This window comes from Aeromonas sp. S16(2024), from assembly GCF_041403065.1.
Classification (GTDB): Bacteria; Pseudomonadota; Gammaproteobacteria; order Enterobacterales; family Aeromonadaceae; genus Aeromonas.
The window spans coordinates 81,929-95,516 of sequence record NZ_JBGLQX010000012.1 but is presented as its reverse complement, the minus strand read 5'-3'; the positions used below and the strand labels follow the sequence as shown (position 1 = coordinate 95,516).

At 62.0% G+C, this 13,588-nt stretch carries 14 protein-coding genes; 7 read left to right on the top strand and 7 right to left on the bottom strand.

Going from position 1 to position 13,588, the window contains the following annotated elements:
• From ACB030_RS11140 to ACB030_RS11130, 3 genes are all read right to left on the bottom strand, one after another.
• Positions 1-1,560 (bottom strand): PAS domain-containing methyl-accepting chemotaxis protein, encoded by a 1,560-nt coding sequence (locus tag ACB030_RS11140; RefSeq protein WP_289986918.1) that lies wholly within the window; start codon positions 1,558-1,560, stop codon positions 1-3.
• 167 nt (positions 1,561-1,727) lie between these two features.
• Positions 1,728-2,027, bottom strand: coding sequence for a hypothetical protein (locus ACB030_RS11135; protein WP_025325786.1), 300 nt, complete (start codon positions 2,025-2,027; stop codon positions 1,728-1,730).
• A 108-nt stretch (positions 2,028-2,135) separates the two neighbouring features.
• A complete protein-coding gene (locus ACB030_RS11130) occupies positions 2,136-3,740 on the bottom strand; it encodes an ABC transporter substrate-binding protein (protein WP_371159752.1) in 1,605 nt (534 codons plus the stop codon).
• A gap of 174 nt (positions 3,741-3,914) precedes the next feature.
• Between ACB030_RS11130 and ACB030_RS11125 the strand changes: the two genes are divergently transcribed.
• On the top strand, positions 3,915-4,622 hold the full coding sequence (locus tag ACB030_RS11125; RefSeq protein ID WP_371159750.1) for a ParB-like protein: 708 nt from the start codon (positions 3,915-3,917) through the stop codon (positions 4,620-4,622).
• 36 nt (positions 4,623-4,658) lie between these two features.
• Here the strand turns inward: ACB030_RS11125 and ACB030_RS11120 are convergent, their stop codons facing one another.
• Complete coding sequence (locus ACB030_RS11120) at positions 4,659-5,324, bottom strand: CatB-related O-acetyltransferase (protein ID WP_371159748.1); 666 nt, start codon at positions 5,322-5,324, stop codon at positions 4,659-4,661.
• 293 nt (positions 5,325-5,617) lie between these two features.
• Here ACB030_RS11120 and ACB030_RS11115 point away from each other — a divergent pair, with 293 nt between their 5' ends.
• Complete coding sequence (locus tag ACB030_RS11115; protein WP_106884927.1) at positions 5,618-6,046, top strand: DUF2753 family protein; 429 nt, start codon at positions 5,618-5,620, stop codon at positions 6,044-6,046.
• Here the strand turns inward: ACB030_RS11115 and ACB030_RS11110 are convergent.
• A complete protein-coding gene (locus tag ACB030_RS11110; protein ID WP_371159746.1) occupies positions 6,039-6,794 on the bottom strand; it encodes an enoyl-CoA hydratase-related protein in 756 nt (251 codons plus the stop codon). The two genes, ACB030_RS11115 and ACB030_RS11110, sit on opposite strands and share 8 nt — an antisense overlap.
• Positions 6,795-6,883: 89 nt before the next feature.
• Here ACB030_RS11110 and ACB030_RS11105 point away from each other — a divergent pair, with 89 nt between their 5' ends.
• From ACB030_RS11105 to ACB030_RS11095, 3 genes are all read left to right on the top strand, one after another.
• Positions 6,884-7,324, top strand: coding sequence for a copper chaperone PCu(A)C (locus ACB030_RS11105; protein ID WP_371159744.1), 441 nt, complete (start codon positions 6,884-6,886; stop codon positions 7,322-7,324).
• Between the two features lie 92 nt (positions 7,325-7,416).
• The gene (locus ACB030_RS11100) at positions 7,417-8,046 is read left to right on the top strand and encodes a TIGR04219 family outer membrane beta-barrel protein (RefSeq protein WP_371159742.1); all 630 of its coding nucleotides are present in this window, start codon (positions 7,417-7,419) and stop codon (positions 8,044-8,046) included.
• A gap of 65 nt (positions 8,047-8,111) precedes the next feature.
• Positions 8,112-8,792 (top strand): SDR family oxidoreductase, encoded by a 681-nt coding sequence (locus tag ACB030_RS11095; protein ID WP_371159740.1) that lies wholly within the window; start codon positions 8,112-8,114, stop codon positions 8,790-8,792.
• 195 nt (positions 8,793-8,987) lie between these two features.
• Here the strand turns inward: ACB030_RS11095 and ACB030_RS11090 are convergent, their stop codons facing one another.
• Together ACB030_RS11090 and ACB030_RS11085 are read right to left on the bottom strand one after the other, a co-directional pair.
• Entirely contained in the window at positions 8,988-9,617 is a 630-nt protein-coding gene (locus tag ACB030_RS11090; protein ID WP_371159738.1) for a PolC-type DNA polymerase III, read from the bottom strand.
• A gap of 195 nt (positions 9,618-9,812) precedes the next feature.
• Entirely contained in the window at positions 9,813-11,537 is a 1,725-nt protein-coding gene (locus tag ACB030_RS11085) for a proline--tRNA ligase (protein ID WP_371159736.1), read from the bottom strand.
• A gap of 256 nt (positions 11,538-11,793) precedes the next feature.
• On the opposite strand from ACB030_RS11085, the gene ruvA reads away from it, so the two are divergent.
• Together ruvA and ruvB are read left to right on the top strand one after the other, a co-directional pair.
• Positions 11,794-12,408: a Holliday junction branch migration protein RuvA gene (gene ruvA / locus ACB030_RS11080; protein WP_043128860.1), complete on the top strand. Its 615-nt coding sequence runs from the start codon at positions 11,794-11,796 to the stop codon at positions 12,406-12,408.
• 75 nt (positions 12,409-12,483) lie between these two features.
• Complete coding sequence (gene ruvB / locus ACB030_RS11075; RefSeq protein ID WP_025325798.1) at positions 12,484-13,494, top strand: Holliday junction branch migration DNA helicase RuvB; 1,011 nt, start codon at positions 12,484-12,486, stop codon at positions 13,492-13,494.
• The last annotated feature ends 94 nt before the right edge of the window (positions 13,495-13,588 follow it).

Here is a 13,588-nt window from a genome sequence, read left to right as displayed (position 1 = left end):
TCAGTCGTGGAACTGATTGATCAGGCGGGAGAGGTTTTGCAGCCGCTCCACCAGCAGGGTGATGCCATCGAGGGCCTGCCTGCTGTTGTCGGCTGTGTGGCTGGCCAGCTGATGGATCTGGTGAATGCCCTGGTCCAGGGTGCTGGTCACATCCGCCTGCTGGCTGACGGCCTGGGCTATCTCGTCACTGGTGTGAGTCACCTGGGCCAGCATCTGGTTGATCTGGTCGAGCACCTCGGCGGTGGCGCCCATGTGCTGCTGGCAGAGGACAGAGGTCTGGGCCCCCTGGGTCATGCCATCGGAGAGCTGCCGGGTACTCTGCTGCAGCGCCCCTATCATGTCGCTGATCTCGCCGGTGGAGCTGCGGGTCTTCTGGGCCAGCGCCCGGATCTCGTCTGCCACCACCGCAAAGCCGCGCCCCTGCTCGCCGGCCCGTGCCGCCTCTATGGCCGCGTTGAGGGAGAGCAGGTTGGTCTGATCCGCAATCTGCCCGATCACCTCCAGGATCCCGCTGATCTTCTGGCTGTCCTGGGTCAGGCGCGCCAACACCCCCTGACTGGCATCCAGCTCCTGGTGGAGCTGGTTGACCGAGGCACGGGTGGTCGCCAGCGCCTGCTGGCCGCTGGCTGACACCTGCTGCACCTCGCTCACCAGGGCGTTGGCCTGATGGGCGTTGTCGGCCACGTCGCGGATCGACTGACTCATCTGGGTGATGGCGGCGGCCAGCTGCTCGCTCTGGGCCCGCTGTTGCTGCAGGTGGGTGTCTATGGTCTGGATATGTCCCCTGTCATCTTCCGCCGCCTGCAGTATCTGCTGGTTGGTATCTGCACTGCGCCCTACCACGGCCCTGAGCTCGGCCTTCTTCATGCGCAGCAAGAGTTCGATGGCCGCCAGGCTGTCCTGCCGTCTGGCATAGAGCACCTGACAGAGGGGCGTGCCCAGCTCCTCCCCCGCCATGGCCAGCAGCCGGGCCAGCCGCTGCTGCAGGTGCCAGCCATGCCCCATCTGGGCCAGCAGGCAGAGCAGGGTGAGCCCGCCCCAGGCGGCCTGGCCCGTGATCAGGCTGGCCCCCATGCCGACCAGGGCGGTGCCCGAGAGCAGCAGGCTGAGTTGCCCCGGCTCCAGGGTGAAGCGACTCTGCCAGGGCAGCGTCTTGCCTGCCCGGATCCGGGCATAGAGCCGCTCCGCCCAGGCGATGTCGTGATCCTGGGGGCGGGTGCGCACCGACTGGTATTCGATGATCTGCTGCCGTTCGTTGAGGATGGGGGTGACATAGGCATTGACCCAGTAGAACTGGCCGCTCTTGGCGCGGTTCTTCACCAGCCCCATCCAGCTCTTGCCTTGCTGCAGCCGCTGCCACATGTCGGCGAAGGCGGCCCTTGGCATGTCGGGGTGGCGTACCAGGTTGTGGGGAACCCCTTCCATCTCGGTGGCGCTGTAGCCGGCCACGTCGCAGAAGTGCTGGTTGGCATAGGTGATGTGGCTGCTGGGGTCCGTGGTCGAAATCAATGATATGTGATCGGGGAAACGGATCTCCCCTTCTTGCCGGGTGGTGGTCATGTGCGCATCCTGAATGAGCCAAGCAACTGATAAATTTGTTTTTATTGTGTGTTGTTGTTACGGCTTCATTGTAGGGGCGACCCAAGTGGCCATCTTGGCTTGGGTCAATAAATCAACACTATGACGACTGAAAAAAGTAGTAGATGAAGGGCGACTTCAGGGCGGGCTCAACTGCGGGGGGTGAAGTCGTGGATCTCCCCCGTCCGGGGCTTGAAGCGGGGATCCTGACTCTGATCGCGGGAGACCCAGGCCATGGCCTGGCAGAAGCTCTCCTGCTTGGCGAACTCGTCACGGGCCTGATCGATGGCCCGCTCGGCGTTGCGCCGCTCCATCTTGCTGGCCTTGCGATCGCTGAACTGCTTCTGCTGGCTCAGCATCCATTCGAGGAAGGCCTGGCGGCATTGGCTTTCATCGGCGGCCTTGGCCGGGAGGGCAAACAACAGGGCAAGCAGGAGCAGACAACGCATAGGGAGATCTATCTAACGGACTGATGGACGAAGAGAGGCGGCATTTTATGCCGGGAACTTGAATGGGTACAGTGCGAAGAGGGGGCCAGCCGGGCTGGCCCCGAGGGATCAGTGCTTGACCAGGTAGAGCTGGCGGCTGTAGGCCACATCTTCCGGGTTGTTGATGGGATAGCCCTTGAGCCAGGGCTTGATCAGACGGGCGTTGGTGTACTGGTAGATGGGGGCGATGGGCGCCTCCTCTTGCAATATGGTCTCGGCCTCGTCGAACAGGCGTGCCCGCTCGGCGGGATCCTGGCTGCTGGCCGCCCGGGTCAGCAGGGCGTCGTAGCCGGGGTTGGCGAAGCGGGCCATGTTGCCGCTGTGGTGGGATCCCCACAGACCGAGGAAGGCGGAAGGGTCGTTGTAATCGGCGACCCAGGAGGAGCGGATCACCTCGAACTGGCCGCTCTGGCGGCTGTCGAGGTAGGTTTTCCACTCCTGATTGGTGAGCTCGACCCGGGCCCCCAGCTTCTGCTTCCACAGGTTGGCGATGGCCAGCGCCATCTTCTTGTGAATTTCAGCCGTGTTGTAGAGCAGGGTGAGCTTGAGGGGGTTGCCTGGGCCATAGCCCGCCTCTGTCAGCAGCGCCCTGGCCTTCTCGTCCAGCGCCTGCTGGCTGCTGGTGGAGAGCAGGTTAGGCTTGGGGACGAACCCGGCGGTCACATCCGGGGTGAAGTGGTAGGCGGGTTTTTCCCCCGTGCCCAGCACCTTGTCGGCGATGAGCGCCCGATCGATGGTGTAGGAGAGCGCCTGACGCACCCGCACGTCGTTCAGGGGAGCCCGCTGGGTGTTGAAGGCATAGTAATAGGTGCCGAGCTGCTCCGGGGTATAAACCTCCCCCGGGATCTGCTTCATCAGCTTGTGGTACTGCTCCTTGGGGAAGGATTCGGTGATGTGCAGATCCCCCGCCAGATAGCGGTTGGTGGCGGCACTCTCCTGATTGATGGGGACGAAGGTGACCCGGGTCAGCACCGTATGGGCGCGATCCCAGTAATAGGGGTTCGGGGTCAGCTCCAGCTTCTCGTTCACCACCCTGTGGTTCAGGACGAAGGCGCCGTTGCCGACCAGCTTGCCCGGCTGGGTCCACTGGTTGCCATATTGCTCCATGCTGGCCCTGTGCAGGGGGGAGAGGCTGGGATGGGTCAGCAGGCTCAGGAAGTAGGGCACCGGCTGGGAGAGGGTCACCTGCAGGGTGTGGTCATCCAGGGCTTGCACCCCGAGCGCCTCGGGAGGCAGCTTGCCCTCGACTATCTCGTCCACCTTGTCGAAGTGGGCCAGCTGGGCAAACCAGGCGAAGGTGGCCGCCTCTTCGGGATCCACCAGCTTGCGCCAGCCATAGACGAAATCGCTGGCGCGTACCGGATCTCCGTTGGACCAGCGGGCATCCGGCCGCAGGTGGAAGGTAAATTTCTGGTTCCCCTCGTTATCCCAGCGAGATGCCACACCGGGCAGCACCTTGCCGTCCGCCCCCTGGGTCAAGAGCCCCTCATAGAGATCTCTGAGCACTTGCAGCTCGGGCAGCCCGACCAGTTTGAGCGGGCTCAGGCTGGCCGGTTCGTCCTTGAGATGACGCACGACGGCCTGTTCGGCGGCGAGTTGGGTACCGGCCGGCACATCGGCGGCCTGGACACAGACACAGCCCAGCAGGGCCAGCAGGGGGCTCCATCCTTTCATGGCGAATCCTTCAAATTGTGTGAAGCGAGGAGAAAACTCGGCGAGAATTCATCGCCGGCAGACGGGGAATCATGATATCCCCTTTGCTGGTCAGACCGCCAGCGTGAGTCCCATGATATCCGGGGCTGCAACCCTATGTACGCCCGACCCGAGTGCGGGCAAGAGGAGCAAACGATGAGAGTATGGATGTTATTGGCCTGTGTGCTGAGCCAGGGTGCCTGGGCTCTGGCCCCTTGCGAGAAGACCAGTCAGGTGGGGAGCTGGTGCGAGGTGAGCATAGATCAACTGCATCCGACTCAGGGCGGGGTAGGGCAGTTGCAGGTCGACACCACAGTGGCTGAACTGGCGGACAAGAGCGAGAAGCAACTCGACAAGCTGATGAAAAAGAAAGAGATACCCGTGGTCATCGCCCCTGATGGCGGCTACTGGCTGGTGGACAGGCACCACCTGACCAAGGCGCTGTGGCAACAGGGGGTGAAGGAGGCGAGGGTCAAGGTGATCGCCCGCTTGCAGGACAGGGCCAGTTTCTGGAGCCAGATGCAGAACAACCATTGGGCCTGGCTCAAGGATGAGCGGGGCCAGCCGCTCACCCCGGAACAGCTGCCCGGCCATATCGGCGAGCTGCCGGATTATCCCTACCGCACCCTGGCGGGCCTGCTGCAGGATGCGGGCTACTTCAGCAAGCAGGATCAGGTCTACTTCGTCGAGTTCGCCTGGGCCAGCTGGCTCGGCCAGCAGATGGCGTGGCAGCCGGTCAATGCCGCCAATCTGGCGGATCGCCTCGCCGAGGCCAAGCGGCTGGCCTGCAACAGCAAGGCCAGTGCCCTGCCCGGCTATCCCGGCAAGCAGTGTCGCCTCAACCCGCCACGCAGTGGCAGCTGACGCGGGATCAAGAAGGGGCGCCCAGGCGCCCCCTCGTCACAATCCCTGGCAGGCCCCTTGCCAGCGGGCTGCGGCCTGTTCCAGCAGCGCCACCTCTCCTTGCTGGATCAGCGGCAGCAGGGCCTGCACCTTGTCATCCGGCCAATCCCACCAGGCGAGCGCCTGCAGCCGGGCAATATCATCGTCGCCAAAGCGCATCCGCACCACCCTGGCCGGGGTACCCGCCACCATGGCATAGGGCGGCACATCCTGATTGACCAGGGCCCGGGCGGCTATGATGGCGCCATCCCCTATGGTGACGCCCGGCATTATCATGGCTTCCATGCCGATCCAGACGTCATTGCCGATGCGGGTATCGCCAGCGGGTCTGTAGCTGCGCTTGAGCGCCGCCACCTCGGCGAACGGGTAGGTGCTGATGAAGTCGGTGTTGTGGGTGTGGTTGCCCCCCATGATGATCTTCACCCCGGCGGCTATTTGCACGTAGTCGCCGAGATGGAGCCTGTCTATGTGCCAGAGCGGCTCCCAGCCGGTGTCGGCTGAGCGGCTCCAGCTGTCGCCGTGCAGGTAGCGCACGGCTTCCTCTTCGAAAGGGCCGTCCCAGGCACCCGAGTAGTAGCTGTGTCGCCCCTTGAGGCAGATGTTGGGATTGGTCACCGTCAGGTGCAGGTACTCGACCTGCGACCAATGTTGGCAGATGGTCATGGCTGTGTTCCTCGTTGAATGGATAGGTATTGGGTGCGCGGTTCGGCGCAGCTAATAGATCCAGACCAGCAGGCGGGGCACACACAGGGTGGAGCAGCCCAGCGCCTGGGATGAACGGGGTCGTTGCATGAGGAAGGGCTCCCGACAGAAGAGGCCAGATGGTAAGGGATGGGGAGGGCGATGCCAAGGAGCAGGGGGAGGAGTTGGTCAAAACCTGCACAAAGGGTCTGGTTGATATTTATTCTCGATTAGCCATGATACAGGCTCCACTCGTATCGGCAGGAGAGAGGACAATGACGAATCAGAACTGGCAGCGTTACATGCTGGAGGCGGAGAATGCCCTTGGCATGGGGGCACTGGGCACGGCCATCTGCCTCTATCAGCAGGCCCTGGGCGAGGTGTATGAGCTGGCGTCCGGGGATCTGGACGAACTGGCCAGCATGCGGGTCGCCACCTGTCACCGCATGGCCGACTTCTGGCGCGCCATGGAAGAGCCCGCCTATGAGCTGCGCTACCTCAAGCTCGCCTCCGAGCTGGTCACCGCCCTGGTGCCCCAGTGCCCGAACCGGGAGTGCGAGTCTCTCATCAGCGAGCTGGGCTGCTGCCGCGCCGCCCTGCTCTCCTTCTTGAAGCGCCACCCCAACCCCGAGATCGCCAGGTTGATCCAGGTGCAGGACAAGGTGCAGGGCTGCGAGTTGATAGGCCGCTTCCGCCTCAACTAGCGGTTGTGCGCCCGAGCCGCCGTGCGATGCGGCTCTGGGCTTCTTCCCCTTGCAGGGCGAGGGAGAAGGCGCGGGCCTCCAGATCGATGACGAAATGCACCGCCTGCCTGAGCTCCTGCTTGAGCAGCGCCTTGCTCTTTTGCAGCGCCTTGGGTGCTTTGGCCGCGAGCTTCACCCCCTGGGCTCGGGCGAAGGGGAGCAGTTCCTCCACCGCCAGCACCCGGTTGGCCAGCCCGAGCCGCAGCGCCTCCCCGGCGTCGATGGCCTCCGCCAGCAACAAAAGCTCCGCCGCCTTCAGGTGGCCCACGGCGCGGGGCAGCAAGAGGCTTGAGGCAAACTCCGGCACCAGCCCCAGCTCGACGAAGGGCAGTTGCAGCCGGGCGTTCTCCCCCAGATAGACCAGATCGCAGTGCAGCAGCAGGGTGGTGCCTATACCCACCGCCGGGCCGCCCACGGCGGCGATCACCGGCTTGGGGAAGTCGGCCAGGGTGTGGAGGAACTGCAAGATGGGGTCATCCGCTTCCAGGCTGGATTTGCCCATAAAGTCCGCGAGATCATTGCCCGCGGTGAAACAATCGCCTTGTCCCTGTATCAGCAACACATGCACGGCGTCATCTTGTGTCGCTTGGCGTAGTGCTGCGGTGAGAGCGAGATACATCTCGGTATTGAGGGCATTGCGCTTGTCGGAACGATTGAGGGTCAGGGTGAGCAAACCATCCTGCTGCTCGGCAACGATAATGGGGTCCATGTCTAAATCCTTGTTATCACAGGCTGTCAAAAGCTTACCGCTGCGGTAATCTTCACGGCGTTTAACAACATCATAAAAGGATTTCAACCATGTTTAAACGTGTGTTTTATTCCAGCCTGGCCCTGCTGCTGGCCGCCCCTGCGCTGGCCAAGGTCGAGGCCGTCGACGGTTATGTGCGCCTGCTCCCCCCGGGTTCGCCCAACACGGCGGCCTTCATGGTGCTCAAGAATGACGCGGACAAGCCGGTGACCCTGACTACTGCTGCCTCCCCTGACGCGGGCCGTGCCGAGCTGCACACCCATTTGCACGAGAACGGCGTCATGAAGATGCGCCAGGTGGAGAGCATCGAAATTCCGGCCAGGGGGGAAGCCGTCCTCAAACCCGGCAGCCTCCACATCATGCTGTTCGAGGTGCGGGATATCTCGGAGGGTAGGCCCTTCCCCCTGACCCTGACCCTGGACGATGGCCAGACCCTGAGCCTGAGTCTGCCGGTGAAGCCGGTCGAGCCGATGAAGGGCATGCAGCACTGACATTAATGGACGCTTGTTCAGCTTTTTACTCTAGGTATTCCTTGCTCACCGAGTAAAATGACGGCCTTTCCAGTCCATAATGGAGCTATGTAATGAAGAAGACCCTGATTGCCGGCAGCCTGATTGCCCTGTTCAGCCATGCAGCCATGGCCGCCGATGACTGGCGTTTCGCGGCGGGTGCCGATATGTGGAACTCCCAGGGGAGCGGCCAGGTCAGCGGTGTCGGTGCCGATGGCAGCTATGACGACAACTACAACTGGAGCGGCTACCTGCAACTGGAGCACGGCATCTTCCTGCTGCCGAACGCCAAGTTCGAGATGTCCGATTTCAGCACCAGCGGCGGCTCCTTCAGCAACGATCTGCTGGCCTATGATCTGAGCCTCTACTATCGCCTGTTCAACAACGATCTGTTCCAGATCGATCTGGGTCTGACCGGTCGCCGTTACGATGGCGACTTTAACACCCAGCACTACTCCTACGACAAGGACGTGCTGATGGCCTACACCGGTGGTGAAGTGCGCATCCCGGGGACAGGTTTCGCGGCCTTCGGCGACATGCGTGTGCAGGATGCCGACAACTATGACTACCGTCTGGGTGGTTCCTACAAATTCTCCACAGTGCCGCTCAAGATCCGTGCCGGCTGGCGTGAGGCCGAGATGGACTTCGACCGCGTCGACCAGACCATCGACGGCTGGTTCATCGGTGGCGAATTCACCTTCTAATCTGACGAAGGGTGGCGATGCGCCACCTGGTCGTGTTTGACGGGCAAGGGTGAGGAGGCGAGATAATGGGTCATATCGTAGTGACTGGCGCGGGCTCCGGCCTTGGGCGCGCTCTGACAATCGGACTGGTTGAGCGCGGCCATAAGGTCTCCATGATGGGGCGCCGTTATCACAAGTTGCAGGAGCAGGAACAGCGGCTCGGCAGCGCCGTGGTCGGCATCGCCGCCGATCTGGCCCACCACGAAGAGGTGGAGATGGCCTTCGGTGCCGCCGTGGCCTGGGGCGGTTTGCCTTCCCTTGTGATCCACTGTGCCGGCGTCGGGGAATTCGGCCCTGTCGGTGTCTACACCGCCGAGCAGGTGCGCCGGGTGGTGGAGAGCAATCTCGTCTCCACCATACTGGTGGCCCAGCAGACGGTACGCCTCATCGGCGAACAAGGCGGGGTGCTGGCCAATGTGCTCTCCTCCGCGGCCCAGACCGGCAAGGCCAACGAGAGCCTCTACTGCGCCTCCAAATGGGGGATGCGCGGCTTTCTGGAGTCCCTGCGGGCCGAGCTGAAAGGCTCGCCCCTGCGGCTGGTGAACCTCTACCCGAGCGGGATCCGCAGCGAATTCTGGGACAACTCGGATCATGTGGACCCGAGCAGCTTCATGACTCCGGAAGACGCGGCGGCCTACATGCTGGATGCACTGGAGGCGAGAAGCAGCTGCCACGTGACCGATCTCTTTATCGGTCGCAATGGCTGAAGCGCCGTGAGCCGGCCCTGTCGCCAGATGACAAGGAAATAAAAAGCGCGCCATTTGGCGCGCTTTTTTCATTGATGTGTAGTGCTAAATTATCTTCTTGCCTGCCTGTATTTACGCCGGGCCATCATGGATTTGAAGGCGGGTAAATTTAATGTCGACATGGCATGAATGAGTGATGATGCATGTCGGCACATATTATTTCCGAGCCGCATATTCCCGCAGGAAGGATGGGATCACCTGTTTTGGCTTCTTGCCAAGGGTCAGCAGCAATTCAAAATCCGGATCGATAATGCCATATCGACACGCCAGCTCTTCCAACAAGGCAAGCCAGAGGTGGGCCGTCACCTCGGCATCCGCCAGGGCGCGGTGAAACACCCCGTCATTGGGCAGGCACCGGTATTGCACCAGGGTACCTAGCTTGTGATCCGGGGCATCGTGAAACAGGCGCCTCGACAGCAGCAGGGAACAGGCGAACTGCCCGCAGTATTGCGCCGGCAATCGCTCTATTTCCGCATCCAGAAAGCGCTTGTCGAAGGAGGCGTTGTGGGCGACCAGATTGTCATCACCGATAAAGTCGACGAAATCCGCCATCACCTCGTTGCAGGGGGGAGCCTGTTTCAGCATGGCATTGCTGATCCCGGTATATTGCTCGATGAAGCTGCTCACGTTGAAGCCCGGATTCATCAATGCCGAGAAACGCTCACTGATATGGCCATCCTTGATTCTGACGGCACCGATCTCGATGGCTCTATCCCCTTGTCCGGGTGAAAGCCCTGTGGTCTCGAAGTCGAGCACGACAACGGTATTGGCTGAGGCGATGGACATAACTTCTCGGGCAAGCTGGGTAAAGAGCGTCAGTCTAGGAAATCAGCCGTGCCGTGTACAGGGCAATACAGTTATCTCATTGGTTCACGCTGGAGACGCATTTTTGTGCATCATGGCTGAAAGCCATATAAAAAGCCCCGAGTGCCGTGGCACTCGGGGCTTTCTTATGAACAGCGAAAGGTGGTGTCGGCGTTATCAGCGACCCAGCTTGGCCTTGAGCATGGCGATGATGTCGCCAATGGCCACTTCCTGCTTCTCGCCGGTGCGGCGGCACTTGTACTCCACCACGCCGTTGTCCAGGCCGCGATCGCCGATGACGATGGCGTGCGGCACACCGATCAGCTCCATGTCGGCGAACATCACGCCCGGACGCTCTTTACGGTCGTCAAACAAGACGTCCACACCGGCGGCCTTCAGCTCGGCGTAGAACTGCTGTGCCTGCTCGGCCACGCGCTCGGACTTGTGCATGTTCATCGGCACGATTGCCACTTCGAACGGAGCTATGGCCTCCGGCCAGATGATGCCGTACTGGTCGTTGTTCTGCTCGATGGCGGCGGCCACCAGACGGGAAACACCTATACCGTAGCAACCCATCTCCATGGTGACGGACTTGCCGCCCTCGTTCAGCACGCTGGCCTTCATGGCTTCGGAGTACTTGGTACCCAGCTGGAAGATGTGGCCCACTTCGATGCCGCGCTTGAGCAGCAGCTTGCCCTGACCGCAGGGGCTGGGGTCGCCTTCCACCACGTTGCGCAGGTCGGCCACTTCATAAGTGGCGATGTCGCGATCCCAGTTGGCACCGGTCAGGTGGAAGCCGGTCTCGTTGGCGCCGCAGACAAAATCGGCGAGATGGGCGGCGCTGCGATCGACGATGATGCGACCGGCAAAGCCGACCGGGCCTATGGAGCCTGCATCGCAACCGGCGGCAGCTTTAATCTGCTCGTCGTTGGCGAAGGTCAGCGGGTTGGCAACACCCAGAAGCTTCTCTGCCTTGATTTCGTTCAGCTCGTGGTCGCCACGCAGCACCAGGGCGATGACGGCCTGCTTGCCGTGCTCGTCCGCTTCGGCCAGTACCAGCAGGGTCTTGGCGATGGCGGTCGGGGCCACGGCCAGGAAAGCGGCAACCTCGTCGATGGTGTGGACGGCCGGGGTGGCAACCTTGGTCAGGGCTTTGGTTGCGGCAGCGCGCTCACCGGCCGGCGCCAGGGCTTCGGCCATCTCGATGTTGGCGGCGTAATCTGAGCTGTCGGAGAAGGCGATCAAGTCTTCACCGCTCTCGGCCAGCACCTGGAATTCGTGGGAGCCGGTGCCGCCGATGGAGCCGGTGTCGGCCTGCACCGGACGGAAGTTCAGACCCATGCGGGTGAAGGCGGCGCAGTAGGCAGCGTGCATCTTCTCGTAGGTCTCGATCAGCGAGGCCTTGTCGATGTGGAAGGAGTAGGCATCCTTCATCAGGAACTCGCGGCCGCGCATCACGCCGAAACGGGGACGCACCTCGTCACGGAACTTGGTCTGGATCTGGTACAGATTCAGCGGCAGCTGTTTGTAGCTGTTCACTTCGTAACGCACCAGCGCAGTGATCACCTCTTCGTGGGTCGGGCCCAGCACGAAGGGACGGTTGTGGCGGTCGGTCAGGCGGCACAGCTCGGGACCGTAGTCATCCCAGCGGCCGGACTCCTGCCACAGCTCGGCGGGTTGCACCACCGGCATGGAGACTTCGATGGCACCAGCATTGTTCATCTCTTCGCGAACAATGTTCTCGATCTTTTTCAGTACCCGCAGACCGGTTGGCAGCCAGGCGTACATGCCGGAGGCCAGTTTACGGATCATGCCGGCGCGCAGCATCAGCTGGTGGCTGATGACTTCAGCGTCGGAGGGGGTTTCCTTGAGAGTGGAAAGCAGATATTGGCTGGTACGCATCGCGGTAGACCTTCGCTAGTTCGGGCCCTTGGCCCTGGAAAATTTCAAGTGCGGAATTTTAACAGGCCGAGCCCCGTGGCCCAAGGGCTAAATTCAGCCAGGCAGGGGGGAAGGGCCGCGTTGGCGCGGGCCTTGTCCCCCCGGGCAGGGGAGGGGGAGCGGGAGATCGCGGGGCAAGCCATATGCTGGATACTTATCCAGTTATTCTTTATGCTATGACCCAATTTGCAAGAGTCTGCGTGGCGAGGAAGAGAACATGATCGGTCGCTTGAGAGGCGTCATCATCGAGAAACAACCCCCTGAGGTGCTGATCGAAGTGGGGGGCCTGGGCTATGAAGTGCATATGCCCATGAGCTGCTTCTATGATCTGCCTGAGCTTGGGAAGGAAGCTGTCATTCACACCCACTTCGTGGTGCGCGAAGATGCGCAGCTGCTCTATGGCTTCAACCACAAGCAGGAGCGGGCGCTGTTTCGCGAGCTGATCAAGACCAACGGGGTCGGCCCCAAGCTGGCGCTGGCCATCCTCTCCGGCATGACGGCCACCCAGTTCGTGATGAGCGTCGAGCGCGAGGAGATAAGCTCCCTGGTCAAGCTGCCCGGCGTGGGCAAGAAGACTGCCGAGCGGCTGGTGGTGGAGATGAAGGACCGCCTCAAGGGTTGGGTCAGCCACGATCTCTTCTCCCCTGCCGCCATCAGCCTGCCCGCCCAGGAGAGCCAGCTGCGCGCCCCCGATGCCAGCGAAGAGGCGGCAAGCGCCCTGGTGGCGCTCGGTTACAAGCCGCAGCAGGCGAGCCAGATCGTGGCCAAGGTGGCCAGCGAGGGCATGTCGGTGGAAGCCATCATCCGTGAATCCCTGCGCAGCCTGGTGTGAGGATGACAATGAAGCAAGCGGACCATCCTGGGTCACTTTACTGTGACCGCGGGGATGCAGAGCGTGAGGTAGTGCATGATTGAAGCGGATCGTCTCATCTCGGCCGGTGCCGCCCGCGAGGACGAGGTCATCGACAGGGCCATCCGGCCCAAGAAGCTGGCGGATTATACCGGGCAGGATCACGTCTGCGACCAGATGGAGATCTTCATCGAGGCCGCCCGCCAGCGCGGGGAGGCCCTCGATCATCTGCTGATCTTCGGCCCGCCGGGGCTCGGCAAGACCACGCTCGCGAATATCGTGGCCAACGAGATGGGGGTCAACATCAAGACCACCTCGGGCCCCGTGCTGGAGAAGGCGGGGGATCTCGCCGCCCTGCTCACCAACCTCGAACCGAACGATGTATTGTTCATCGACGAAATCCACCGCCTCAGCCCGGTGGTGGAGGAGGTGCTCTATCCGGCCATGGAGGATTACCAGCTCGACATCATGATAGGAGAGGGGCCTGCCGCCCGCTCCATCAAGCTCGATCTGCCTCCCTTCACCCTGATCGGGGCCACCACCCGGGCCGGCTCCCTGACCAGCCCGCTGCGGGACCGTTTCGGGATAGTCCAGCGCCTGGAGTTCTACAACGTCAAGGATCTCACCGACATCGTCTCCCGCAGCGCCCGCTGCCTCGGGCTCGACATGTCGGGGGACGGTGCGCTGGAGGTGGCTCGCCGCTCCCGGGGGACCCCGCGGATTGCTAACCGTTTGTTAAGACGGGTGCGGGATTTCGCCCAGGTGAAATCCGATGGGCGTATTGATGGACCCATAGCGGCCCGAGCCATGGACATGCTGGACGTGGACAACGAGGGGTTCGACTTCATGGACCGCAAGCTATTGTTGGCCGTCATCGACAAGTTTATGGGGGGGCCTGTGGGGCTCGACAACCTGGCCGCTGCCATAGGGGAAGAGAAGGACACCATAGAGGACGTGCTGGAGCCTTATCTGATCCAGCAAGGCTATCTGCAACGTACACCCAGAGGGCGGATCGCGACACCGAGAGCTTATGCGCACTTTGGCCTGCAACGGCCAGATGAGCAGTAAAAGCAGCCTTTTGAACGACAAACCGCCCCAAGGGCGGTTTTTTATTATCCGGGCAAAAAAAAGCCCACGGCGGATGCGGTGGGCAAAGACAATT